The sequence below is a fragment of the Thiomonas sp. X19 genome (assembly GCF_900089495.1).
In the GTDB taxonomy this organism is placed as follows: Bacteria; Pseudomonadota; Gammaproteobacteria; order Burkholderiales; family Burkholderiaceae_C; genus Thiomonas_A.
On sequence record NZ_LT605203.1, the window covers coordinates 2,464,228 to 2,488,623 of the forward strand.

Consider the following 24,396-nt stretch of genomic DNA (forward strand, 5'->3'; position numbering starts at 1 on the left):
GTGGCCTCATCGCAGCCCCCGGCGGGGATCCAACGCCGTGCGCAGCGCCTCGCCGATGAAGGTGAGGAGCAACAGCGTCAACACCAGGGTGATGAACACGGAGATCGACAACCACCAGGCATCCAGATTGCCCTTTGCCTGCGCCAGCATTTCGCCCAGACTGGGCGTGGGAGGTGGCACGCCCAGTCCGAGAAAATCCAGGCTGGTCAGCGCCAGAATGGCTCCGCTCATGCGGAAGGGCAAAAAGGTGAGGACCGGCGTGAGGCTGTTGGGCAGGATGTGGCGTGTGACGATTTGCCAATGGCTCGCACCAAGTGCCCGCGCGGCGCGCACATAGTCCATCTGGCGGTTGCGCAGGAATTCGGCGCGCACATAGTCGGACAAGCCCAGCCAGCCAAACAGCGAAAGCAGCACCAGCAGGAGCAGGAAGCTGGGGGCGAAGATGGAGGCGAAGATGATGAGCAGATACAACTCCGGCATCGCCCCCCAGACCTCGGTCACGCGTTGCAAGGTGAGGTCCACGCGCCCGGCGAAATAGCCCTGGATGGCACCCATCACGACCCCCAGCAGGGTTCCGCTCAGCGTGAGTGCCAGCGCGAACAGCACCGAGACACGAAAGCCATAGACCAGGCGCGAGAGCACGTCACGCCCACCATCGTCAGTCCCCAGCCAGTTCTGCGCCGAAGGGGGCGCCGGGTTGGGCTGGGTGGCGTAGTAATTGATGGTGTCGTAGCGATACGGCACGGGCGGAAATATGGCGAAGTTGCCGCCCTGGCTGAGGTGCTTGCGAATCAGCGGATCGAGGTAATCCGTGGGGGTGTGGAAGTCGCCGCCGAAAGTCGTCTCGGGGTAGGTGTGCAGCAGCGGCATGTACCAGTGCCCTTCATACCGCACCAGCAGCGGCTTGTCGTTGCACAACACCGGAGCCAGCAGGCTCAAGCCGAACAAGAAGCCAAAAATCCACAGGCTCACATAACCCAGACGTTGGGATTTGAAGCGGGCCCAGGCGAGTTGTGCGGGCGAGCGCGCAAGAGCAGGTGCGTCATTGCGCAAGGCAGAGGCTATGGGCGCAGTGCTCATTGAAGGCTTTCGAATTGCACCCGTGGATCGACCCACACATAACAAAGGTCGGACACGAGCTTGGTCACCAGACCGATGAGCGTGAACAGGTAGAGCGTGCCCATGACGACCGGATAGTCGCGCCGCATCACCGATTCGTAGGACAGCAGGCCAAGTCCGGGCAGGGAAAACAGCGTCTCGATGAGCAAGGAGCTGGCAAAGAACGCGCCGATGAATGCAGCCGGAAAACCCGTCACCAGCGGGATGAGGGCGTTGCGCAGAACATGGCGCCACAGCACGCGGCGCTCGCTGGCGCCCTTGGCACGCGCGGTGAGAACGTATTGCTTGCGGATTTCCTCCAGAAATGCGTTCTTGGTGAGCATGGTGATGACGGCGAAGCTTCCCGCCACCATGGCCAAAACCGGCAGTGTGATGTGCCAGAAATAGTCCGTGATCTTGTGCCACGGCGTGAAACTGGCCCAGCCGTCTGATGTCAGTCCGCGCAGCGGAAACCATTGCCAGAAGCTGCCACCGGCGAACAGCACGAGAAGCACCACGCCCAGCACGAAGCCGGGGATGGCATAACCCACCAGCACCGCAAGACTGGAGGCGAGATCGAAGCGGCTGCCATGTCGCACCGCCTTGGCGATGCCCAGTGGGATGGAGATGAGGTAGGTGAGCAGGAAGGTCCAGAGGCCGAGGCTAATGGACACCGGCATGCGCTCCTTGATGAGTTGCCAGACGCTCTCGTGATAGAAGTAACTGCGACCCAGATCGAAGCGCAGAAACTGGCCCAGCATGTGCACAAAGCGCTCGGCCGGCGGCTTGTCGAAGCCGTAGAGTTTCTTGATCTCGGCCAGTTGCTTGGGGTTGATGCCTTGCTGTCCCCTGTATGCCAGGCCTCCCGCAGCCTCGCCGGTTTGCCCCTTGCCGCGCAGCTGCGCCACCATCTGCTCGACCGGGCCGCCCGGCACGAACTGGATGACCGCAAAGGTCAGCAAGAGCACGCCGAACAGGGTTGGAACCATCAACAACAGGCGCTTGGCGACATACCAGCCGAGATTCATGCTTGTTTCTCCGCAGCGGGTTTTGCCCGTGGCTGCGACCACCAGCAGGCCATGGCCCAAGCTTCGGGCTCGTAGTACAGCGGCAAGGTGCGCGGCATGCCGAACAAGCCGGAGCGATAGGCCACGCGGTGGCTCGCCGCATACCACTGCGGCACCGAATACCAGCCGCACACCAGAACCCGGTCCAGCGCCTTGCAGGCCGCCACCAACTGCGCCCAGGTGCGGGCCTGAACGACGTGGCTGATGAGCGCATCCACCGCGGGGCTGCGAATGCCCCAGACGTTGTCGGACCCCTCGATGGAGGCGGAGGACGAGCCGAAGCGATCGCGCAATTCATTGCCGGGGCTGGGACTGCCGAGATAACGCACCGTGGTCATGTCGTAGTCGAAACTGTCCGTGCGCCGCTGGTACAGGGCGTAGTCCACCTGCCGGTACTGCATGCGAATGCCGAGCCTGGCAAGAGCTTGACCGTAGGGCGTCATCACCCGCGCCATCGAGCCCTGGCTGTCGAGATACTCGAACGTGAAGACCTCGCCACGCACGTTGCGCAAGGCCCCGTCGCGGTAGTGCCAGCCGGCTTCGCGCAACAAGCCGCGCGCTGCCAGCAAATTGGCGCGCAGGCTGCCGGGAGGATCGGTGCTGGGCAAAGTGGGCAGGACGCCGAAAACCTCGGGTGCAAGCTGCGGGCGCAACGGCTCAAGCAGGGCCAGTTCGTCTTGCCCGGGGGCATGTCTGGCCTCGAATAGGCTGTTGGCGAAATAGCCATGGATGCGTTTGTACTGGCCGTAAAAAAACATCCGGTTGAGCCACTGGAAATCGAGTGCCAAAGCCAGCGCATGACGCACGCGAATGTCCTGGAACAGCGGACGGCGCAGGTTCAGCACCATGCCCTGGAAACCCGCCGGATTGTGGTTGGGCAGTTCGCGCTTGACGAGTTCGCCGCTGGCGAATTTCGGCCCGGTGTATTGCCGCACCCAGTTCTTGGCGATGAACTCCTGGATCAGGTCGAAGTCCCCGGCCTTGAAGGCCTCCAGGCGCGCGGTTTCGTCACGGTAAAGCTTGAAGCCGATGCGCGCGAAGTTGTACTGACCACGACGCGCCGGCAAGCTCCAGCCCCAGTAGTTCGCGCGCCTGGCGTAGACGATGTCCTGGTTCTGGGACATGCGCTCGATGCCGTAGGGGCCGGAGGCGATGGGCGGCTCGTTCACCACCTCGTCGAAGTGCTTGCCGGCACCCCATTGGCGCGAGAACACGGGCAAGCCGGCGACGATCAAGGGCAGTTCATGGTTGGCCCGCTTGAAGTCGAATCGCACATGCCGCATGTCTTCCACCACGACCCGCGCCACATCGGCAAACTGCACTTTGATGCCGGGTGCTGCGTATGGACCAACGAGAGTGTCGAAGCTGTGGCGCACATCGTCCGCAGTCACGGGGTCGCCGTTCACGAAACGCGCCGCCGCGTTCAAGCGAAAGCGCACGGAATGGCGATCTGCGGCCAGTTCCACGTCTTCGGCCAGCAAGCCGTAGACGCTGTTGGGTTCGTCCCAACTCGCCGTCATCAGCGATTCAAACACCAGGGTGTTGATCCCGGGCGGCGCCGTGCCGCGCAGGGTGAAAGGGTTGAGCTTGTCAAAGCTGCCAGCGCGCGATGGCGGGGTCAGCCAGAGGGTTCCCCCAAGGGGCGCGTTCGGGTTCGCATAGTCGAAATGGGCAAATCCCGGCGGGTATTTGGGTTTGTCATACAAGGCCAGGGCTGGGGAGTCTTGCGTCGCAGCATCGGCATCCGCTGCCCAGGGCGCAAGCGCAAGCCCAAGGGCTTGCAAGAGCGTGCGCCGGCTGAGGCTGAGTGCGTGGGCCATGCGAGAATTCTGCCGCATCGCCAGGCCGCAGCACACACCGCAGACTTTCGCGCGCATCCGAGCACCGATCCGAACGCGCATCCGCACCCCGCAGCGGCTTCCTTCCTCGATACGCATCCACAGGACATCTCATGGGCTTTCTCGCTGGCAAACGCATCCTGATCACGGGCTTGCTCTCCAACCGTTCCATCGCTTACGGCATTGCGCAAGCGTGCCACCGCGAGGGTGCCGAACTCGCCTTCACCTATGTGGGGGAGCGCTTCCTGGATCGCACCAAGGGCTTCGCTGCGGAGTTCGGCAGCCAACTCATTTTTCCCTGCGACGTGGCCGACGACGCCCAGATCGACGCCCTGTTCCACGATCTTGGCGCACAGTGGCCGCAACTCGACGGGTTGGTCCACTCCATCGGCTTTGCCCCGCGCGAAGCCATTGCCGGCGACTTCATCGACGGCCTGACGCGTGAAGGTTTTCGTGTCGCGCACGACATCTCCGCCTACTCCTTTCCGGCGCTGGCGAAAGCTGCATTGCCCATGCTCCAAGCCAGCGCGGCCGCTGGCCATTTGCCCTCGCTCATCACCATGACCTACCTCGGCGCCGAGCGCGTCGTCCCCAACTACAACACCATGGGCGTGGCCAAGGCCGCGCTCGAAGCCACCGTGCGCTACATGGCCGAATCGCTCGGCCCGCGCGGCATGCGCGTGAATGGCGTGAGCGCCGGCCCGATCAAGACGCTCGCAGCCTCGGGCATCGCCGACTTCGGCAAGATGCTCAAGTTCAACGAAACCAGCACGCCCTTGCGCCGCAATGTCACCATCGAACAGGTCGGCAACGCAAGCGCCTTCCTATTGTCGGATCTGGCCAGCGGCATCACCGCCGAAGTCCTGCATGTCGACGCCGGCATGCACGCCGTCGTCGGCGGCTTGGCAGCGCAGATCTGAGGCTTGGGTAGTGTCTCAGTTTGAACGTAACGGCACTTGACGCTGCTGTGTGGGCTGCTAGGCTTAGATCATCATGAAAGCACGTTCAACCAAGAAGCTTGATCTGAACCAGCTAGGAGACTGTCGGACTTTGCGGTCTTCCGGATGAAGACGCTATCCGAGACAATTGCTGCTGCACAACCGAGAGCCCGAGCCGATGAGCCGCTTCGTCCCTGTTGACCGAGACACCGCATATCTGTTGCCACCGTCGGTGGACGAATGGCTGCCCACTGATCACTTGGCGCGCTTCGTGGTCGAAGTCATCGAGCAGCTTGATCTGGGCGATCTGGCCCGACAGTACGCAGGCCGGGGCTCGGCGGCGCACCATCCGGCGGTGCTGCTGGGCCTGCTGATCTACGGCTACGCCAACGGCGTGCACTCCAGCCGCAAGATCGAGCGGGCGACCTACGACTCGGTGGCGTTCCGCTTTGTTGCGGCCAATACCCACCCCGATCACGACACGCTGGCGACGTTCCGCCGCCGCTTCTTGAAGGAGGTGGAGGCACTGTTCGTGCAGGTGCTGGTTCTGGCGCGCGAGATGAAGCTGCTCAAGCTCGGACACATCGCGCTGGATGGCACCAAGATCGACGCCAACGCCAGCAAGCACAAGGCCTTGTCGTGGGCTCATGCCAACAAGATCGAGGCGCAGCTGCGCCAGGAAGTACAAACGCTGCTGGCGCTGGCAGAGAACAGCGACCGCGCGACGGTACCCGACGGCATGGATGTGCCGGCGGAGATCGCCCTGCGTGCAGATCGCTTGAGCGCAATCGCGCAGGCCAAGGCCAAGATCGAGCAGCGCGCCAGCGAACGCCATCAGGTCGAGCAGCAGGAGTACGAGGCCAAGACCGCCAAGCGCCAAGCCCAGCGCGAGGCGGGCAAGAAGCCGCGCGGCAAGGACCCTGAGCCGCCAGAGGCCGGCCCCCGGAGCAGCGATCAGGTCAACCTCACGGATGAAGAGTCGCGCATCATGCCCGTGTCGGGTGGGGGCTTCGAGCAAAGCTACAACGCACAAGCCGGCGTGGACATCGCGACGATGATGGTGATCACCCAGCATGTGAGCCAGGCATCCAACGACAAGCGCGAAGTTGTGCCTACGCTGCAGCAGATCCAAGCGTTACCCGCGGTGCTGGGCGAGGTGCACACGCTCATCACGGACAACGGCTTCTTCAGCCAAGCCAACGTGATCGCGTGCAACGACGCGGGTATCGAGCCGCTGCTGGCGCTCAAGCGGGAGTCGCATCACACGCCGGTGATGGGGCGCTTTGCACCCGATGTGCCCGAGCCCCAGACGACGGATCCGCTCGTGCAGATGGCACACCGCCTGGGCACGCAAGCAGGCCGAGCCCTGTACGGCCTGCGCAAGCAGACAGTGGAGCCGGTGTTCGGCATCATCAAGCAAGTGATGGGTTGGCGCCAGATGAGCATGCGCGGGCTGGCCAAGGCACAAGGCGAATGGAGCTTGGTGACCATGGCTTGGAACATCAAGCGCATGCACGTCCTGCGAGCCGCGTGAGGGCAATAGTGCGCCCCGACCACGCCAAAACCGAGTCCCCAGGCCGCCCCATGTGCCCTCACAGTGTCTCGCCAACCATCGAGAGCGTTCGATCAGCGCGCCGCTGTCAAAAAAAACGCGTCGCACTGATCAATCGGATTCGCTCGGGTTCAAGTCCGACAGCCTCCTAGCCCTGCTTGGGGCGGCAACTGGCTGCCCTTGAATTGCTCGTAGACGCGCTGATACAGGGCCACATTCAAGAAGGCATCAACTCGAGACGAGCGTGCATGCTCTGGGTCGATGATCTTTTTACCGAGTTCAGTCAGGGTGATTCGTCCTCCGCGTTCGTAGGTCAACAGGCCGTATGCCTTCGCACCAAGTACGCGCATTCGGAAGCCGCCACCCTTGGCTTCCATCCCAAGACCTGCAGCCAGTTGGTCATAGTCGCACGCTGTTCCACCAACGTTGTGGACCGCCTTAACAACCTCAATAGCATTGTCCAAGTCGGTGTATGTAAATTCGATGGTCGAGCGTTCGCGCTCGGACGGTTGTTGGCTTTGGGCGGCCTCTCCCGTGCCCCTCTTCTGCGCTTCCGGTGTGCTATTCATGGGCTACTCCTGACTTTTGTCGGTCGGTGTCGCAGATTTTAGATCACCAGAAAGAAGTTACGCAATAGTTAAAAAGCGAATCGGAAAATAAACTCTTGCTAATTGTCTTCTTCTGGTCTATAGTTCAGTTCAAGCGAGGGCCTGAACATGAACCGACTCCCCATTGAGAAGCGCGCACAGATCATCGGCCTCCTGGTCGAGGGAAACAGCATGCGCGCCATCACGCGGCTTGTCGGGGTATCGATCAACACCGTCACGAAACTGCTTGAGGATGTTGGTTTTTCCTGCTCGCTCTATCAGAACGAGGTCATGCGCAACCTGCCGTGCAAGCGCGTGCAGTGCGATGAAATCTGGGCCTTCTGCGGCAGCAAGGAAAAGAACGTCACAGCCGAGCATCGTGGTGAGCTTGGCTATGGCGACGTGTACACCTGGACGGCAATCGATGCCGACACCAAACTCGTACCCTCGTTCCTAGTCGGTCGTCGGGACGCGTCCTATGCGCATGAGTTCATCCAGGATTTGGCTGGGCGTATGGCAAGTCGCGTACAGCTGACCACGGATGGTCACAAGGCATACATCACCGCCGTCGAAGCAGCCTTCTCAGGCGAGATCGACTACGCCATGCTGGTCAAGCTGTACGGCGAAGCGCCGAAGGAAGATCAGCGCCGCTACAGCCTGACCGAGTTCCGTGGCACCACCCAAGGCGTCGTGTCGGGCAACCCTGACCCGAAGCACATCTCGACCAGCTACGTCGAGCGCCAGAATCTCACAATGCGCATGAGCATGCGTCGCTTCACGCGGCTGACCAATGGGTTCAGCAAGAAGGTACAGAACCTGGAGCATGCGGTGTCGCTGCACTTCATGCACTACAACTTCGCTCGCATCCACAAGACTCTGCGCGTGACGCCGGCCATGGAAGCCGGCATCGCCGATCACGCCTGGACGCTGGAAGAGATCGCGCGGTTGGCCGACTGAAGGCTGTCACATCCAAACTGAGACACTACCGAGGCTTGCGCTTTCAGTTGACAGTGCACCTTTTTGCGGTATTATCTCTGGCTTCGCGGGAATAGCTCAGTTGGTAGAGCGCAACCTTGCCAAGGTTGAGGTCGCGAGTTCGAGCCTCGTTTCCCGCTCCAAATATTGAACGCGTTTGATGTTGTTCCAAACAAGGGAAGCCCTGCACTTCCCTTTTTTTTCGGCGAGAATTTGGACATGTGCGCACAGCACAAGCAAGGCGCCACGGCCTGCAACGCGCATGCATGAACATACGGTCTCGCGGCCTGTGCGTTGACTCCAAACCTTTCGTTAAGCAGCCTACCCTTGGCGGGGTGGCAGAGTGGTTATGCAGCGGCCTGCAAAGCCGTCTATGCCGGTTCGATTCCGACCCCCGCCTCCAGCATCCATGCAGCAGCCCTTGCTAGCCTTACATCGATGCGACTTGCCCGGATGGCGAAATTGGTAGACGCAGCGGACTTAAAATCCGCCGCTTTCCTGAAAAGGGGCGTGCCGGTTCGACCCCGGCTCCGGGCACCATGACCTTTCCTCGCCTCGCGCTGTGCGTGCTGCTTGCCTGCAGCATCCCGCTGGCCTCGGGCGCTGAGCATCTGACCGCCAAGCCGCCCGATCACTGGGTTGGTTCATGGATGGCGGCGCCTCAGGCCGTGTCGCTGAACCCGGCGGCACCGGGCTTCAACCGCGCTCCGACTCTGGACGGGGTGACAGTACGCCAGATTGTGCTGCCCACGCTTTCAGGCAAGGCTTTGCGGCTGCGCATCAGCAATCGTTTCGGCACGCAGGCCTTGCGCATTGGCGGAGTGACCGTGGCGGCATCCGCGCATGGCGCAGCAGTGCAGCGGGACACGCTGCATGAGGTCACCTTCGATGGCGGGGATGCGCTGTCGATACCAGCCGGGCAGGCGTTGCTGAGCGATGCCGTTGCGTTGCCGGTCGTGGCGGGCAAGGCCATGACGGTCAGCTTCTGGATGCCTGATCGCATCGCGTCCACGACCTGGCACAAGATTGCCAGCCAGGTCAACTTCATTGCCGCCCACGGCAATTTCAGCAAGGACGCCAGCGGCGCGGCTTTTCAGCGGCGTTTCACCGCCTACCTCTGGCTCGACGGTATGGACGTCGAGGTCGGCCCGAGCGAGCACGGCGCGGCGCTGGTGACCATCGGCGACTCGATCACCGATGGCATGCGTTCGACACTCAACGCCAACCGGCGCTGGCCGGATGATCTTGCCAGGCGCTTGCGCGCGGCCGGCATGCATCACCTGGCCGTGCTCAACGCCGGCATCAGCGGCAACCGTCTGCTCCATGACTCGCCTTGCTATGGCCCGAGCCTGTTGCAGCGGTTTTCGCGCGACGCGCTCGGGCAGCCAGGCGTTCGTGCCGTCATCCTCCTGGTTGGCATCAACGACATCAATTTCGGCTTCGTGCCACCCCACCCTGGCCTGGACTGCGATGTGCCGCATGTGAAAGTGACCGCGGCCGAACTGATCGCGGGCTACGAGGACTTGATTGCTCAAGCGCATGCGAGGGGTGTGGCCATCTATGGCGGCACCATCACCCCCGCGAGTCTGCCAGCCAGTCGCGAAGCCATCCGGCAGGCGGTGAATGCCTGGATGCGCAGCGGTGGCGCCTTTGATGGGGTCATCGATTTTGATGCGGCGCTGCGTGACCCTGCGCACCCAGCCCGTTTGCTGCCACGCTTCGACAGCGGCGACCACGTGCACCCCAGCGATGCAGGCTATGCCGCCATGGCAGGAGCCGTGCCGATTCGATTTTTACGACTCGCTGCCCCCAGCGCCGTGGGCCTTGCCGAACAGACTCGCTAGGCAGCTGTCGCCAGCACGGTGGTCTTCTCAGGGCCGGCGGAGGCTGGCTGGGCAAAGGCCCGGCCTGCGCGAACATCTTCTTCGCTCCATTTGCGCGCAAGCGCGTCCAGTGCGTCGAGCACCGGCGAGAGCTCGGCGCCACGCTGGGTGAGGCTGTAGGTCACTTGCGGCGGAATGGTCATCAGCGGTTCGCGGTGAACCACGCCGGCGTCGCCCAGCATCCTGAGCCGTTCGGTCAAGACCCGTGAGGAGATCCCTGGAATCAGACGCTTGAGCACACCAAAGCGCTGCGGCCCCTGCTGCCGCAAGGTCCAGAGGATGTAACTGGTCCAAGGCCCCATCAGGATGCGCAACAGCGCGTTCATCGGACATTCGACGGTGGTTTCGCTTGACATGGCTGGGTCTCATGAATGCGCCAGGATGGCGACTACATCTCGAATCTCGGCTGAGATGTCCACTTCGCCACGGGCCCGATACGTAAGCATTGGTAAAACCATGCAGTTACTAAAAAGTACCTACTTCATTTTTACAACCAATGAATGCATCATAAGGTCTTCAACCACCACCCTACAAGGAGTTTTTCATGGCCAAAGTTCTTGTTCTGTACTACAGCACCTGGGGGCATATCGAGCGCATGGCGCAGGAAGTGGCCGAAGGCGTGCGTTCGGTTCCGGGCGTCGACGTGACGATCAAGCGTGTGCCCGAAACCATGCCCCCGGAGACTGTGGCCGCGATCCACGCCAAGACCGAGCAAGCCGCTCCGATCGCCAAGCCGGAAGAACTGGCCGAGTATGACGCCGTCATCTTCGGCACCCCAACCCGCTTCGGCAATATGTGCGGGCAGATGCGCAACTTCCTCGACCAGACCGGCGGCCTCTGGCAGCAGGGCAAGCTGGTGGGCAAGGTGGGCAGCGTGTTCGCCAGTACCGCCACCCAGCATGGCGGTCAGGAAACCACCATCACCTCGTTCCACACGACCTTGTTTCACCAGGGCATGATCGTGGTGGGCGTGCCCTACGCCTGCCCCCAACTCACCAATATGGACGAAATCTCTGGCGGCACGCCCTACGGCGCCACCACCATGAGCAAGGGCGACGGCAGCCGCATGCCAAGCGCCAACGAACTGGCCATTGCCAAGTTTCAGGGTGCGCATGTCGCTGGCATCACGAAAAAGCTCTTCGGCTGAAGCAGGAGCGTGGCACAGGGTGGGCGCCGGAGACGGTGCGTGATGGACAGTCCATTGCGAGTGCACGGCGTGGCCGGTCAGCGCGCGGCGGCTGCGCCCACCGTTGTCCACGCTGATGGGGACGCCAATCAGCGCGCCGAGCATGATGATCGGCCGCTGGCCAGCCGTTTCATGCTGGCTCGTGTTGACGCGGCGACCTAACCGTGCAGCCCACGCTCGTCGGGCTCGTCCGTTGAGGTGGAAATCACGCTGGCCGTTTTACCGTGAAAGCGGCGCCAGGCATACAGCACGTAACCCGACAGCGCGTACAGCACGAACAGGCCAAACAATACCAGCGGCGGTCGGTAGGCGATCAAGCCAATGAGCAGAACGATCAGGAACATCGTGATGAACGGCACGCTGCGCCGCAGGCTCACGGCCTTGAAACTGTAGAACGGCACATTGGTCACCATGGTGACGCCGGCAAACGCGGTGATGGCGAAGGCGACCCAGGGCACATGGGTGCCGAGAACGCTGGCATCCGACATGATCCAGATGAACCCCGCCACCAGCGCTGCAGCGGCCGGGCTGGGCAAGCCCTGGAAGTAATTCTTGTCGACCACGCCGATATTGGTGTTGAACCGCGCCAGGCGCAGCGCCGCTCCGGCACAGTAGACGAAAGCCGCGAGCCAGCCCAGTTTACCCAGACCGTGAAGGGACCACTGGTACATGATGAGCGCCGGCGCCGCACCGAACGACACCATGTCGGCCAGCGAGTCGAATTGCGCGCCGAACTCGCTCTGGGTATGGGTCAGGCGGGCAACCCGGCCGTCCAGGCTGTCGAGCACCATCGCGGCAAAGATGGCCGTGGCGGCCAGGTCGTAGCGTTGCCCCATGGCCATGACGATGGCGTAGAAACCGGCGAACAAAGCCGCAGCCGTGAATGAGTTGGGCAGCAGGTAAATGCCGCGCCGGTGGCGCTGCGGCAGGTGATGCAAGTCTTCTCCCGGATCGGGCAGACCTGGGTCCAGGCCTTCGTCCTCGTCTGCCGCGCGCTTGCTGCCGCCACCCGACCGCTGGGCGGAGTCTGGAAATCGTGTGACGTTACGTGGCATGGCGAGTTCCCCCTGGATTCAGGCTGGCATGTCGGCGGGGAATGCCGCCAGCACCGTGCTGGCGGCGTAGACCTTGTCGCCGATGGACACGCGGGGCACCGTGTCGAGTGGCAAGTAGAGATCGACACGCGAGCCGAAGCGGATGAAACCAAAACGCTGCCCCCGCTGCAGTTGATCGCCGGGCTTGGTGTAGCACAGCACGCGGCGCGCAATCAGGCCAGCCACCTGCACCGCCGTCACGATGCGGGCGTTGTGCTGAATGACCACGGCATTGCGCTCGTTTTCGAGTGAAGCCTTGTCGAGGTCGGCGTTGAAAAACTTCCCCGGAAAGTAGCTCACGGTCTGCACCATGCCCGTGACCGGTGCGCGGTTGGAATGCACGTTGAACACATTCATGAACACGCTGATCTTGAGCGCATCGCGCTTGGCGTAGGGGTCGTGGGCACGCTCGATGGCAACGATGCGGCCATCGGCCGGAGCAAGCACGGCCAAGGGATCTTGCGGCACGGCACGCGGCGGATCGCGGAAAAACTGGATGACGAAGATGCTGACGAGCCAGAACGGCAATGACCACCAGAAACCGGCGAACAGCCAGGCCAGAATCGAAATCAGGACGATGCCGCCGATGAACGGCCAGCCTTCGCGGGCAAGAATGGGATGGGGATAGCGCATGGGTGCAGTGTAGTCGCGGGGGTTGGCCAGTCAGGCCGCGACATTCGAATCATCTCCAGGTCTTTCGAAGCACAACCGGCCCTGTGCGAAGCGTCGCACAGGGCCGGCATGAAGCGCGCCTGCAAGCGCGGCGCTGCCTTTCAAGGCGAATCAGTTCTTGCTCTTGTCCACCAGCTTGTTGGCCTTGATCCAAGGCATCATGGCGCGAAGCTGCTCACCTACCTTCTCGATCGGATGTTCGGTGGTGAGGCGGCGGCGGGAGATGAGCGTGGGAGCGCCGGCGCGATTTTCCAGGATGAAGCTCTTGGCGTATTCGCCGGTCTGAATGTCCTTGAGTGCCTGGCGCATGGCGTTCTTGGTGTCGTCGGTGACGATTTTCGGGCCGGTGACGTACTCGCCATATTCCGCGTTGTTGGAAATCGAGTAGTTCATATTGCCGATGCCGCCTTCGTAGATCAGGTCGACGATCAGCTTGAGTTCGTGCAGGCACTCGAAGTAGGCCATTTCGGGCGCGTATCCGGCTTCCACCAGCGTCTCGAAACCGGCCTTGATGAGTTCCACCGCGCCGCCGCACAGCACGGCCTGCTCGCCGAACAGGTCGGTCTCGGTTTCTTCGCGGAAGCTGGTTTCGATGATGCCGGCACGGCCGCCACCATTGGCCATGGCGTACGACAGCGCCAGATCGCGTGCCTTGCCGGATTTGTCCTGCGCCACGGCGATGAGGTGGGGCACGCCGCCGCCCTGGGTGTAGGTGTTGCGCACGGTATGGCCGGGGGCCTTGGGCGCGATCATGATGACGTCCAGGTCGGCGCGGGGCGCAATCTGGCCATAATGGATATTGAAGCCATGGGCGAAGGCCAGCGCCGCGCCCTTCTTGGCGCTGGGCTCGACGTGGTCGCGGTACACCTGGGCGATGTTCTCGTCAGGCAGCAGGATCATGATGACGTCGGCGCCCTTGACGGAGTCGTCCACGTCCTTGACCGTCAGACCGGCCTTCTTCGCCTTGTCCCACGATGCGCCGCCCTTGCGCAGGCCGACGGTGACCTTCACGCCGCTGTCGTTCAGGTTCTGGGCGTGGGCGTGGCCTTGCGAGCCGTAGCCGATGATGGTGACCTTCTTGCCCTTGATGAGGGAAAGATCGCAGTCCTTGTCGTAAAACACTTTCATGTCAGCTCCTCGGGATGAAATGGGTTGGTTGGCTCAAACGCGCAGCACGCGCTCGCCGCGGCTGATGCCGCTGGCGCCGGTGCGCACGGTTTCCAGAATGGCGGTGCGCTCCACCGCCTGGATGAAGGCGTCGAGCTTGGCTTCGTCGCCGGTGAGCTCGATGGTGTAAGTCTTGTCGGTGACGTCGATGATGCGGCCGCGGAAGATGTCGGCCATGCGCTTCATCTCCTCGCGCTCCTTGCCGACGGCGCGCAGCTTGATGATCATCAGCTCGCGCTCGATGTAGTTGGCCTCGGTGAGGTCCACCACTTTCACCACGTCGATCAGGCGGTTCAGATGCTTGGTGATCTGCTCGATGACTTCGTCCGAGCCGCTGGTGACGATGGTCATGCGCGAGAGCGAATCGTCTTCGGTCGGCGCCACCGACAGCGACTCGATGTTGTAGCCGCGCGCGGCGAACAGGTCGACCACGCGCGACAAGGCACCGGGTTCGTTTTCGAGCAGGACGGCGATGATGTGTTTCATGTGCAATCTCCCATCTCAGGCTTCGTGCGCCGCCGGTAAGCGGGGCCTGGCTCTTGAGGCGTGATGGTGGATGGAAATGGATGGAAAACGGGGCGGCTCCACAAGTGGCTGGCGGCCGTCGCGCTGCGCGGGACGGGTGAGCCCGCTGCACGGCCGCGGCCAGCCCACCGTTCAGAGATCTTCCGACCCCAGCAGCATGTGGGTGATGCCCTTGCCCGCCTGCACCATGGGCCAGACGTTCTCGGTCGGATCCACGGCAAAGTCGATGAACACGGTGCGGTCTTTCATGGCGAAGGCCTTCTCCAGCGCCGGGCGCACGTCCTCGGGCTTGACCACCCGCATGCCCACATGGCCGTAGGCCTCGGCCAGCTTGACGAAGTCGGGCAGCGAATCCATATAGGAATGCGAGTAGCGACCGGAGTATTCAATCTCCTGCCACTGCCGCACCATGCCGAGGTAGCCGTTGTTCAGCAGCAGCACTTTCACCGCCGTGCCGTACTGCAGACAGGTGGCCAGTTCCTGGATGTTCATCTGGATCGAACCGTCGCCGGTGATCACCACGCATTCGGCATCGGGCTTGGCCAGCTTGATGCCCATGGCGTAGGGCAGGCCCACGCCCATGGTGCCGAGACCGCCGGAGTTGATCCAGCGCCGCGGATGCTCGAAGCGGTAGTGCTGCGCCGCCCACATCTGGTGCTGGCCGACGTCGGAGCAGACATAGGTTTCGCGCTCCTTCGTCAGCTCGTACAGCGTCTCGATGACGTATTGCGGCTTGATGACCTGATCGGACTTCTCATACTTCAGGCAATCGCGCTTGCGCCACTCCTCGATCTGTCCCCACCAGGTGGCCAGGGCCGCCATGTCCTGGCGCTGGCCGGCCGCCTTCAACTGCTCGATCTGCTCGATCAGTTCCGTCAGCACCTCGCCGACGTCGCCGACGATGGGCACGTCCACCTTCACCCGCTTGGAAATGGACGAGGGGTCGATGTCGATGTGAACGATCTTGCGCTCGATCTGGGCGAAGTCCCTGGGATTGCCGATGACGCGGTCGTCGAAGCGCGCGCCCACGGCCAGCACCACGTCGCTGTGCTGCATGGCCATGTTGGCTTCGAAGGTGCCGTGCATGCCCAGCATGCCGAGGAACTTCGGGTCGGATGCGGCAATCGCACCCAGCCCCATGAGCGTGTTGGTGCACGGCAGGCCCAGCAGCGTGGCCAGTTCGCGCAGCTTGTCGGAGGCATTCGCCAGCACCACGCCGCCACCGCTGTAGAGATAGGGGCGCTTGGCGTGCATCAGCAACTGCACGGCCTTGCGAATCTGCCCGCCGTGGCCTTTGCGCACCGGGTTGTAGGAGCGCATTTCCACATGCTCGGGGTAATGGAACGGCGCGGTGTCGCGCGACACGTCTTTGGGCACGTCCACCACCACCGGGCCGGGGCGGCCGCTGCGGGCGATATGGAAGGCCTTTTTCAGGGTCAGCGCCAGGTCTTTCACGTCCTTCACCAGGAAGTTGTGCTTGACGATGGGGCGGGTGATGCCGACCGTGTCGCATTCCTGGAAGGCGTCGAGCCCGATGGCGAAGGTGGGCACCTGGCCGGTGATGATGACCATCGGAATCGAGTCCATGTAGGCGGTGGCGATGCCGGTCACGGCATTGGTCGCACCCGGCCCCGAGGTCACCAGCGCCACGCCCACTTCGCCGCTGGCGCGCGCATAGCCGTCGGCCGCGTGGACCGCGCCTTGCTCATGGCGCACCAGCACATGCTGGATGGTTTTTTGTTTGTACAGCTCGTCGTAGATGTAGAGCACCGCGCCACCGGGGTAGCCCCAGATGTACTTGACGCCCTCGTGCTGAAGACAACGCACGAGTATCTCGGAACCGGTGATTTCAGCGGCGCCGGAAGACGATTTGTGGGGAGTTTGCTGCGCAGCGGCCGTTGCGGCCGATTGAATTTCAGTTCTGGACATGTCCATGATCACCTCGATGAATTTCTCTGACGAAAGACCGTTGGCGCCTCTCCAGCCAGGCTTGTGACCTGCTCTTGAAGCTTCATCGCGCAGCTTGTGGGTTTGCTGGTTCAAGCGTAGGCCAAAACAACACGGGAGGCCCGCGCTCAGCAAGTTGATGACTGGCGAAACCATCAAGTGTAATATGGCGCCGCATCACGGACAAGGACGCGTTGCGACGAACCGGCGCCACCAGCCGACGCAACCCAAGCGCACGCGACCTTCAGCGCATGGGTGTTTTGCGCTGCAACAGGCACACCGCACTGGTGGCCATGCCCTCTTGCCGGCCGACGAAGCCCAGGCGCTCGGCCGTCTTCGCCTTGACGTTCACCCGCTCCGGCGCAATGGCCAGCAGCCGGGCGATGGACTGCTGCATGGCTTCGCGGTACGGCGCCAGCTTCGGGGCCTGGGCTCGCACCGTGCTGTCCACGTTCACCACCTGCCAGCCTTGCGCGGCAAGCGCGGCCATGGCCACCTGCAGCAAGGCACCCGAGTCGGCGCCCTTGTAGCGCGGGTCGGTATCCGGAAAATGCGTGCCGATGTCGCCCAGCCCGGCCGCGCCCAGCAGCGCGTCGGTGATGGCGTGCAGCAGCGCGTCGGCATCCGAGTGGCCGAGCAGGCCGCTGTGGTGCGCAATCTCCACACCGCCGAGCACCAGTCTGCGGCCGGGAACCAGGGCATGAATGTCCTCGCCCTGCCCCACGCGCCATTCCAGTTTCGGTTCATGCATGTTCGGCTCCTGGGGTTGCGGCATGCTGGGCACGCGTCGTGATCAAGGCCTCGGCAAGAATCAGGTCGTCGGCGAACGTCACCTTGAAATTGCTGCCGCTGCCGAGCACGAGTTTGGGCCGCAGCCCCATGCGCTCCACCGCCGAGGCTTCATCCGTGATCCCGGCCGGATCGCTCTGCTGCAAGGCCGCCAACAAGATGCCGAGGCGGAACATCTGCGGCGTCTGCGCCAGCCACAGGCCGTCGCGTGGCAGGGTTGCGGCAACGCGCATGGTCTGCGGCGCATTGGCGTCGGCTGCGGCCTGTTTCAGCGTATCCGGCAGCGGCAGGGCCAGCAGGCCGCCCACGGCGTCGTGCTGACAGGCTTCGATCAAGCCGGCGATGGCCTGGGGCGTGATGCAGCAGCGCGCGGCGTCGTGCACCAGCACCCAATCCTGCTCACCCGCACCCTGCGCCTGCAAACCGCGCAAACCCTGCAGCACCGTCTGCGCGCGGGCGGCGCCACCGGCTTCGTGGATGCGCAAGCGTGGGTGAGCCGGCAGCACCGCCCGCGCTTGCGCATCACCTGCCTGCACCACCACATGCACCAAGGCGACTTGCGGGCAGGCAAGAAACGCCCGTACCGTATGAGCGACGACCGCTGCGCCGGCCAACTGGCGGTATTGCTTCGGCACATCGCCCTGCAGGCGGGCGCCCGAGCCTGCGCAGGGAATGAGGGCATGCATGGACATCGCTTCGCTTTGCGCACGGCGGAAGGCCGTACCTGCGAAAATTCTAGGGATGTCCCGAACCTCTTCCCCGCAACCTCTGTTTCTCGCGCCCGGCCTGCCCACGCTCAAACCCGGCAACCGCCACGCCCTGCCCAAGCCCGCCGGCAGCGCCGACGCCCTGTTGTTGGCCGAGTTGGCGCAGTCGCGCAGCACCGCAACCTCTGGGCGCGGGCCGTGGGTGGTCGTCACCGGCGACCCGGCCGACGCCCAGCGCCTGCTGGTCGAAATCCAGTGGTTCGCGCCCGGCCTGCGCTGCGGCGTGCTGCCCGATTGGGAAACCCTGCCCTACGACGCGTTCTCGCCGCATCAGGATCTGGTCTCCGAGCGCCTGGCCACGCTCTGGACGCTGCACCACGCGGCGCTGGATGTGGTGCTGGTGCCCGCCACCACGGCGCTGCAGCGCCTGCCGCCAGCGGCTTTTCTCGCTTCCACCACCTTCAGTTTCCAGAAGGGTCAGGCCATCGACGAAGCCGCCTTGCGCGCGCAGCTGGTGCTGGCCGGCTATGCCCATGTGACCCAGGTGGTGGCGCCGGGCGAGTACGCCGTGCGCGGCGGCCTGCTCGACCTCCACCCCATGGGCAGCGCCCTGCCCTTGCGGGTAGACCTGTTCGGCGACACGGTGGAGTCCATCCACACCTTCGACCCCGACAGCCAGCGCAGCCTCTACCCGGTGGAGGCCGTGCGCATGTTGCCGGGCCGCGAGTTTCCGCTGGACGAACCCGCGCGCCAGCGTTTCCGCGCCCAGTGGCGCGAGCGCATCGAGGGCGACCCGAGCCGCAGCCCGCTGTACAAGGACATGGCCAGCGGCGTGGCCGGCCCCGGCATCGAGTACTACCTGCCGCTGTTTTTCGAGCAGACCGCCACCCTGCTCGACTACGCCGGCCCGCATGCCGGCGTCGTGCTGCTGGGCGACGTGACCGGCGCCATGCGCCAGTTCTGGACCGACACCACCGACCGCTGGCGCCTGCTGCGCCACGACCCCGAGCGCCCGGCGCTGGCTCCCGGCGAGTTGTACCTGAGCGAGGAAGAATTCTTCCTGCGCATCAAGCCCCTGGCGCAACTCGGCCTGCGCAGCGGCGCCCAAGCCTTCGCGGCGAAGCTGGCCGCTGACGAGCCCGAAGCGCCGGGCGCCGCCGAACCGGCTGCAAGTCCCGAAGCCTCTGCCGAAACGCCATCCGATTTGCCCTCCTCGGCTTCTCCAGTCCTCCCGGCGCTGCAAACCAAGCCCGTGCCCGGCCTGCCCGCGCGCGCCCTGCCCGACCTGTCCATCGAGCGGCGCAGCGAGCAGCCCCTGCGCCGCCTGCGGACCTGGCTCGAGGCGGGGCAACGCGATGCCCAGCATCCGCTGCGCGTCCTGCTCTGCGCCGAGTCCGCCGGACGGCGTGAAACCCTGCTGGAGTTGCTGCGCGAATCCAGGCTCGACGCGCGCGTCACCGAGTCCTGGGCCGCTTTCGCCGCGGCCGACTCGGCCTTCGGTCTCGTCGTCGCTCCGCTCGCCGCCGGCTTCGCCCTGCCCGATGCCGGCATCGCCCTGCTGACCGAGACCGAGCTGTTCGCCCTCAGCCCGAGCCAGCGCCGGCACCGCACGCAAGAGCGCGCCAGCGATGTCGAGAACCTGATTCGCGATCTCTCCGAACTCAAGCCCGGCGACCCGGTGGTGCACCAGCAGCATGGCATCGGCCGCTACCAGGGCCTGACCTCGCTGGACCTGGGCGACGGCCCGGCCGAGTTCCTGCACCTGCGCTATGCGCAAGCGGCCACGCTGTATGTGCCCGTGGCCCAGCTTCACCTCATCGCCCGCTACAGCGGCGTGGACCCGGACAACGCGCCGCTGCACACCCTGGGCTCCGGCCAGTGGGACAAGGCGCGGCGCAAAGCGGCCGAACAGGTGCGCGACACCGCGGCCGAATTGCTCAACATCTATGCCCGCCGCGCCACACGTCCCGGCCATGCCTTCCGCTATGCCGCGCAAGACTACGAAGCCTTCGCCGCCGGCTTCGGCTTCGAGGAAACTCCGGACCAGCGCGCCGCCATTCACGCCGTGGTGCAGGACATGATCTCGCCCCGGCCGATGGACCGCCTGGTGTGCGGCGACGTCGGCTTCGGCAAGACCGAGGTGGCCCTGCGCGCCGCCTTCATCGCCATCATGGGCGGCAAGCAGGTGGCCGTGCTCGCGCCCACCACGCTGCTGGCCGAGCAGCATGTGGAAACCTTCCGCAACCGCTTCGCCGACTGGCCGGTGAAGATTGCCGAGCTGTCGCGCTTTCGCACTGCGAAGGAGGTGAAAGCCGCGCTCGAGGGCATGGCCGCCGGCACGGTGGACGTGGTCATCGGCACCCACAAGCTGTTGTCGGCCGACGTGAAGTTCCAGCGACTGGGCCTGGTCATCGTCGACGAGGAACACCGCTTCGGCGTGCGCCATAAAGAGGCGCTGAAAGCCCTGCGCGCCGAGGTGGACATGCTCACCCTCACCGCCACGCCCATTCCGCGCACGCTGGGCATGGCGATGGAAGGACTGCGCGACCTCTCCGTCATCGCCACCGCGCCGCAAAAGCGCCTGGCGATCAAGACCTTCGTGCGCAACGAAAGCAAGGCGGTGATTCGCGAAGCGGTGCTGCGCGAAATCAAGCGCGGCGGGCAGGTCTACTTCCTGCACAACGAGGTGGAGAGCATCGAGCGGCGGCGCGAGATGCTGGCCGAGCTGATTCCCGAGGCGCGCATCGCCATTGCCCACGGCCAGATGCACGAGCGCGACCTGGAGCGCGTGATGCGCGACTTCCACGCCCAGCGCTTCAACGTGCTGCTGTGCTCCACCATCATCGAAACCGGCATCGATGTGCCCACCGCCAACACCATCGTCATGAGCCGCGCCGACAAGTTCGGTCTGGCGCAGTTGCACCAGTTGCGCGGCCGCGTCGGGCGCTCGCACCATCAGGCCTATGCCTATCTGCTGGTGCCGGAAGTGCAGTCGCTGTCCAAAACCGCGCTGCAGCGGCTGGACGCCATCACCCAGATGGAAGAACTGGGCTCGGGCTTCTACCTCGCCATGCACGACCTGGAAATTCGCGGCGCCGGCGAGGCGCTGGGCGAGTCGCAATCCGGCAATGTGCAGGAGGTCGGCTACCAGATGTATATCGACATGCTGGGCGAAGCGGTGAAGGCGCTCAAAGCCGGGCGCGAGCCCGACCTGCTGCACCCGCTGGGCGTGACCACCGAAATCAACCTGCACGAACCGGCCCTGCTACCGGCCGATTACTGCCCGGACGTGCACGCGCGCCTGAGCCTGTACAAGCGGCTCGCCAGCGCGGGGGACGAAGCCCGGCTGCAGGACGTGGCGGAAGAAATCGTCGACCGCTTCGGCCGCATGCCCAGCGCCGCGCTCAACCTGCTGGAAACCCACCGCCTGCGCCTGCTGGCCGCGCGCTACGGCGTGCAGAAGGTGGATGCGGCCGACAAGCAAACGCTCATCCAGTTCCGCCCCAACCCGCCCATCGATGGCGCCCGCATCATCTGGCTGGTGCAGAACCACCGCCATGTGCGCCTGGCCGGCAACGACCGGCTGCGCATCGAGCGCGATGCGAAAGACGCGCCCACCCGCGCCCGCCTGGTGCGCGACACCCTGCGTCTGCTCGGCGAGCCGCGCGGCGAGGCCCTGGCGGCCTGAGGCCGTTCAGCTCAACGCCCCTTCCTTCCCAAACCCACCCCATCCGCCACGATCTGGCGCCACGACCCCAGCCATGCACCACCTCGTTCTGCAAGTTCCCGCGCCCACCATCCTGAATGCCGACCTCGTCGCGCGCATCGCCGAGCACGCCCAACCCGGCGGCCTGGAAAAACTCCCCAGCCCGCAAGGGGACTGGGGCGCGCAAGCCATGCGCCTGCGCGACATCGGCGTCGACCCGCATGTGGTGCGCGGCTTCATGCCAGCCCTCGCCCGCGAGCACGGCATCGACTGGGCCGTCGTCCCCGCCGGCCTGCGCCTGGCCGACTTCAAGCTGCTGGTGCTGGACATGGACTCCACCCTGGTGGCCATGGAAACCATCGACGAACTCGGCGCCGCCAGCGGCAAGAAAGCGCAGATCGCCGCCATCACCGAAGCCGCGATGCGCGGCGAGATTGCCGACTATGCCGAAAGCCTGCGCCGCCGCCTCGCCCTGCTCGCCGGCACGCCCGAGAGCGTGCTGGAGGAGGTGTACGCCCGGCTGCGCCTCAACCCCTTCGCCGAGGCGCTGATTGCTGCAGCCCGGGCCGCCGGCCTCAAGGTGCTGCTCGCCACCGGCGGCTTCACCTGGTTCACCGAACGCCTGCAGCAGCGCCTGGGCCTGGACTTCGTCGCCGCCAACACCCTGGAGATGCACGACGGCAAGCTCACCGGCCACGCACTCGGCCCCATCGTCGACGCCCAAGGCAAACGACGAGCGCTGCTCGACGCCTGCACCCGCATCGGCTGCGCCCCGCAACAAGCCATCGCCATCGGCGACGGCGCCAACGACCTCGCGATGATGGACGCCGCAGGCCTCAGTGTGGCCTACCACGCCAAGCCGGCGGTGCAGGATGCGGCAAGCGCGGCGCTGAATGTTTGCGGGTTGGATGGAGCGTTGTGGCTGTTCGAGGCCCGAGAGGGTGTAGACGAAAACAACATCTCGCGCGTTATGACTCGGATCGAGTCATGCGTCGGCGAGGTATCGAATGGTCAGGAAGGCGCAGATTGAGCAAGCAGGACGGCCGGGCCGCAAGCCCTCGCTGAACATTGAACACACGGCGGTGCTGCGCGCGATCACGCAGGAGCAGCCGCGCTCGTCGTTGGACGCGGTGACGCGCGAGTTGTTTCGACGCACGGGAGTCAAGGTCAGCACCGTCACCGTGCGCAAGGCGCTGCGCAAGGCCGGCATCGAGCGGCTCAAGCCGCTGCGCCGGGCGGGTGAACGGGCGGCAGTTCAAGGGGCAACCCCGACGCGATACGGCTACACCGCAGCGCACCGTCGTGCCGATGGCGCCAGCGGCATGAACACCGACCTGACCGATGCCGAGTGGGCGCTGGTGGGCGACTTGTTCGAGCGCGATGGGCAGCGCGGGGTGCCGCCCCGGTATGCGCGCCGCCACATGGTCAACGCCTGCTGCCACGCGTTGCGCACCGGCTGCGCGTGGCGGCTGCTGCCCAAGACCTTCCCGCCCTGGCAGGCGACCTACAAGGCCTTCAGCCGTTGGGCTGCGCTCGGCGTCTTTGAGGCCATGCATGATCGGCTGCGCCAGCAATGGCGTGACCGCATCGGTCGAGCGCCCGAGCCGACGGCCCGCAATCATCGATGCGCAGAGCACCGCGCAAGGTGGTGGGGCCGGGTTCGACGCCGGCAAGAAGGTCAAGGGGCGCAAGCGCCATCTGGTGGTCGATACTTTGGGCCTTCTGCTGGCCGTCACGGTCACCGCGGCCAGCGTGCAGGACCGTGACGCCGCCGCTGCCGTGGTGGCGCAGGCTTGCACCAAGGTGACTGGCCTGAAGAAGCTCTACGCCGATGGCGCCTACGGCGGCAAGTGCGCCGTGGCCATCGAGGAGGCCCACGGCCTCAGCGTGGACATCGTGCGTCACCCCGGCAACCGCAGCACGGGCACTTGGCAGGACGCGCAGCAGCCCTTGTGGCCAGAGGTTGTAGCCAAGGGCTTCGTCGTGCAGGCCAAGCGTTGGGTTGTCGAGCGTACTCATGCCTGGAACGAGCGCGCACGCCGCCTCATGGCACACCATGACAGGTCAACTTGGGCCCCACTCGCTTGGGTCTGGCTGGCCGAGGCGCGTATCCTCGCAACCAGACTCGCTACATAGATCATTTCGTCTACACCCTCTGAGAGGGTGTGAACAAATCCAACACGGCCGAACCAATGACCGAAACAACTCACAACATATGCGTTGCAGCAGGCCTGTAGATTCTGCAATCGTGTCGGCGGTTTCAAGAGTGAAGCGCAACACGCTTGGACGTCGGATCGCACCGTCGGTTGAGCTTCATCGAGGCGGCGGCGCGTGCGACGGCGCACACGCCTGAACTCGCCGAATCCCCGTTCCTCCCAAAGCTCGGCCAGCGCTCACACACGTCGCCGAGGTTGCGGCTGGGCGCGAACGCGCCGTTCTGCAGGGCAGGCCCGGCGGCAGCTTGCGCTTCGTCAACCGGCGTCTGGCCGCGCAGCCGCCGCCGGCCCCGCATCACGCCGTCGAGTTGCCCGCCAGCCTGATCGGCGCGCCCGAGCGTGGCCACCGTGCGCTGCGGCTTGACCCGCCCGGCCGCGTCGCGTCGCGCCGCGACGCGTTGCCCCTCGCGGCGGCCGCCTGAACTGGTGATTTTCACGAACACGCCGCC

20 protein-coding genes, 3 tRNA genes and 2 pseudogenes are annotated in these 24,396 nt (G+C 64.5%); 12 read left to right on the forward strand and 13 right to left on the reverse strand.

Annotated elements, in window-relative coordinates:
- Nucleotides 1–6: 6 nt before the first annotated feature.
- From THIX_RS11735 to THIX_RS11745, 3 genes are read right to left on the reverse strand one after another with little or no spacing between them, the layout of a single operon-like run.
- On the reverse strand, nucleotides 7–1,080 hold the full coding sequence (locus tag THIX_RS11735; RefSeq protein ID WP_112486384.1) for an ABC transporter permease: 1,074 nt from the start codon (nucleotides 1,078–1,080) through the stop codon (nucleotides 7–9).
- Nucleotides 1,077–2,126, reverse strand: coding sequence for a microcin C ABC transporter permease YejB (locus THIX_RS11740; protein WP_112488328.1), 1,050 nt, complete (start codon nucleotides 2,124–2,126; stop codon nucleotides 1,077–1,079). The genes THIX_RS11735 and THIX_RS11740 overlap by 4 nt, the downstream gene beginning before the upstream one ends.
- The gene (locus tag THIX_RS11745) at nucleotides 2,123–3,985 is read right to left on the reverse strand and encodes an extracellular solute-binding protein (RefSeq protein ID WP_233224531.1); all 1,863 of its coding nucleotides are present in this window, start codon (nucleotides 3,983–3,985) and stop codon (nucleotides 2,123–2,125) included. Before THIX_RS11745 ends, THIX_RS11740 begins: the two co-directional genes overlap by 4 nt.
- 131 nt (nucleotides 3,986–4,116) lie before the next feature.
- On the opposite strand from THIX_RS11745, the gene fabI reads away from it, so the two are divergent.
- On the forward strand, nucleotides 4,117–4,923 hold the full coding sequence (fabI, locus tag THIX_RS11750; RefSeq protein WP_112486385.1) for an enoyl-ACP reductase FabI: 807 nt from the start codon (nucleotides 4,117–4,119) through the stop codon (nucleotides 4,921–4,923).
- A 196-nt stretch (nucleotides 4,924–5,119) separates the two neighbouring features.
- Nucleotides 5,120–6,475, forward strand: a complete 1,356-nt coding sequence (locus tag THIX_RS11755; RefSeq protein WP_112484377.1) for an IS1182-like element ISThsp16 family transposase — start codon at nucleotides 5,120–5,122, stop codon at nucleotides 6,473–6,475.
- A 149-nt stretch (nucleotides 6,476–6,624) separates the two neighbouring features.
- Here the strand turns inward: THIX_RS11755 and THIX_RS11760 are convergent, their stop codons facing one another.
- The gene (locus THIX_RS11760) at nucleotides 6,625–7,062 is read right to left on the reverse strand and encodes a hypothetical protein (protein ID WP_112484591.1); all 438 of its coding nucleotides are present in this window, start codon (nucleotides 7,060–7,062) and stop codon (nucleotides 6,625–6,627) included.
- Between the two features lie 147 nt (nucleotides 7,063–7,209).
- On the opposite strand from THIX_RS11760, the gene THIX_RS11765 reads away from it, so the two are divergent.
- From THIX_RS11765 to THIX_RS11785, 5 genes are all read left to right on the forward strand, one after another.
- Nucleotides 7,210–8,037, forward strand: coding sequence for a DDE-type integrase/transposase/recombinase (locus tag THIX_RS11765; protein ID WP_112484590.1), 828 nt, complete (start codon nucleotides 7,210–7,212; stop codon nucleotides 8,035–8,037).
- An 85-nt stretch (nucleotides 8,038–8,122) separates the two neighbouring features.
- Nucleotides 8,123–8,198 (forward strand) — tRNA-Gly (locus THIX_RS11770).
- Nucleotides 8,199–8,384: 186 nt separating this feature from the next.
- Nucleotides 8,385–8,458, forward strand: a tRNA-Cys gene (locus THIX_RS11775).
- 44 nt (nucleotides 8,459–8,502) lie between these two features.
- Nucleotides 8,503–8,595: transfer RNA gene (locus THIX_RS11780), tRNA-Leu, on the forward strand.
- Nucleotides 8,595–9,899: an SGNH/GDSL hydrolase family protein gene (locus THIX_RS11785; protein ID WP_112486386.1), complete on the forward strand. Its 1,305-nt coding sequence runs from the start codon at nucleotides 8,595–8,597 to the stop codon at nucleotides 9,897–9,899. The genes THIX_RS11780 and THIX_RS11785 overlap by 1 nt, the downstream gene beginning before the upstream one ends.
- Here the strand turns inward: THIX_RS11785 and THIX_RS11790 are convergent.
- Complete coding sequence (locus tag THIX_RS11790) at nucleotides 9,896–10,294, reverse strand: helix-turn-helix domain-containing protein (protein ID WP_112486387.1); 399 nt, start codon at nucleotides 10,292–10,294, stop codon at nucleotides 9,896–9,898. The genes THIX_RS11785 and THIX_RS11790 overlap by 4 nt on opposite strands.
- A gap of 188 nt (nucleotides 10,295–10,482) precedes the next feature.
- On the opposite strand from THIX_RS11790, the gene wrbA reads away from it, so the two are divergent.
- Complete coding sequence (wrbA, locus tag THIX_RS11795) at nucleotides 10,483–11,085, forward strand: NAD(P)H:quinone oxidoreductase (RefSeq protein WP_112486388.1); 603 nt, start codon at nucleotides 10,483–10,485, stop codon at nucleotides 11,083–11,085.
- Between the two features lie 42 nt (nucleotides 11,086–11,127).
- Nucleotides 11,128–11,286, forward strand: a complete 159-nt coding sequence (locus tag THIX_RS24220; protein WP_233224532.1) for a hypothetical protein — start codon at nucleotides 11,128–11,130, stop codon at nucleotides 11,284–11,286.
- On the opposite strand, the gene pssA is transcribed toward THIX_RS24220, so the two are convergent.
- From pssA to ispD, 7 genes are all read right to left on the reverse strand, one after another.
- Nucleotides 11,283–12,179: a CDP-diacylglycerol--serine O-phosphatidyltransferase gene (gene pssA, locus THIX_RS11800; protein ID WP_112486389.1), complete on the reverse strand. Its 897-nt coding sequence runs from the start codon at nucleotides 12,177–12,179 to the stop codon at nucleotides 11,283–11,285. The genes THIX_RS24220 and pssA overlap by 4 nt on opposite strands.
- An 18-nt stretch (nucleotides 12,180–12,197) precedes the next feature.
- Nucleotides 12,198–12,851: a phosphatidylserine decarboxylase gene (locus THIX_RS11805; protein WP_112486390.1), complete on the reverse strand. Its 654-nt coding sequence runs from the start codon at nucleotides 12,849–12,851 to the stop codon at nucleotides 12,198–12,200.
- 150 nt (nucleotides 12,852–13,001) lie between these two features.
- On the reverse strand, nucleotides 13,002–14,018 hold the full coding sequence (gene ilvC / locus THIX_RS11810) for a ketol-acid reductoisomerase (RefSeq protein WP_112486391.1): 1,017 nt from the start codon (nucleotides 14,016–14,018) through the stop codon (nucleotides 13,002–13,004).
- A gap of 33 nt (nucleotides 14,019–14,051) precedes the next feature.
- Nucleotides 14,052–14,543 (reverse strand): acetolactate synthase small subunit, encoded by a 492-nt coding sequence (gene ilvN, locus THIX_RS11815; protein ID WP_112486392.1) that lies wholly within the window; start codon nucleotides 14,541–14,543, stop codon nucleotides 14,052–14,054.
- 171 nt (nucleotides 14,544–14,714) lie between these two features.
- On the reverse strand, nucleotides 14,715–16,517 hold the full coding sequence (locus tag THIX_RS11820; RefSeq protein WP_112488330.1) for an acetolactate synthase 3 catalytic subunit: 1,803 nt from the start codon (nucleotides 16,515–16,517) through the stop codon (nucleotides 14,715–14,717).
- Between the two features lie 256 nt (nucleotides 16,518–16,773).
- Entirely contained in the window at nucleotides 16,774–17,280 is a 507-nt protein-coding gene (ispF, locus tag THIX_RS11825) for a 2-C-methyl-D-erythritol 2,4-cyclodiphosphate synthase (protein ID WP_112488331.1), read from the reverse strand.
- Entirely contained in the window at nucleotides 17,273–18,010 is a 738-nt protein-coding gene (gene ispD / locus THIX_RS11830) for a 2-C-methyl-D-erythritol 4-phosphate cytidylyltransferase (protein WP_371412902.1), read from the reverse strand. Before ispD ends, ispF begins: the two co-directional genes overlap by 8 nt.
- A gap of 49 nt (nucleotides 18,011–18,059) precedes the next feature.
- On the opposite strand from ispD, the gene mfd reads away from it, so the two are divergent.
- The 3 genes and pseudogenes from mfd to THIX_RS11845 all read left to right on the forward strand — a co-directional run bounded on the left by mfd (nucleotide 18,060) and on the right by THIX_RS11845 (nucleotide 23,867).
- Nucleotides 18,060–21,713 (forward strand): transcription-repair coupling factor, encoded by a 3,654-nt coding sequence (gene mfd, locus THIX_RS11835; RefSeq protein ID WP_112486393.1) that lies wholly within the window; start codon nucleotides 18,060–18,062, stop codon nucleotides 21,711–21,713.
- 73 nt (nucleotides 21,714–21,786) lie between these two features.
- On the forward strand, nucleotides 21,787–22,761 hold the full coding sequence (gene serB / locus THIX_RS11840; RefSeq protein WP_112486394.1) for a phosphoserine phosphatase SerB: 975 nt from the start codon (nucleotides 21,787–21,789) through the stop codon (nucleotides 22,759–22,761).
- Nucleotides 22,739–23,867, forward strand: a pseudogene (locus tag THIX_RS11845) (IS5 family transposase). Before serB ends, THIX_RS11845 begins: the two are co-directional and overlap by 23 nt.
- Nucleotides 23,868–24,012: 145 nt before the next feature.
- Here THIX_RS11845 and THIX_RS11850 read toward each other — a convergent pair.
- A pseudogene (locus tag THIX_RS11850) lies at nucleotides 24,013–24,390 on the reverse strand (IS1634 family transposase); the annotation flags it as partial.
- Nucleotides 24,391–24,396 lie beyond the last annotated feature (6 nt).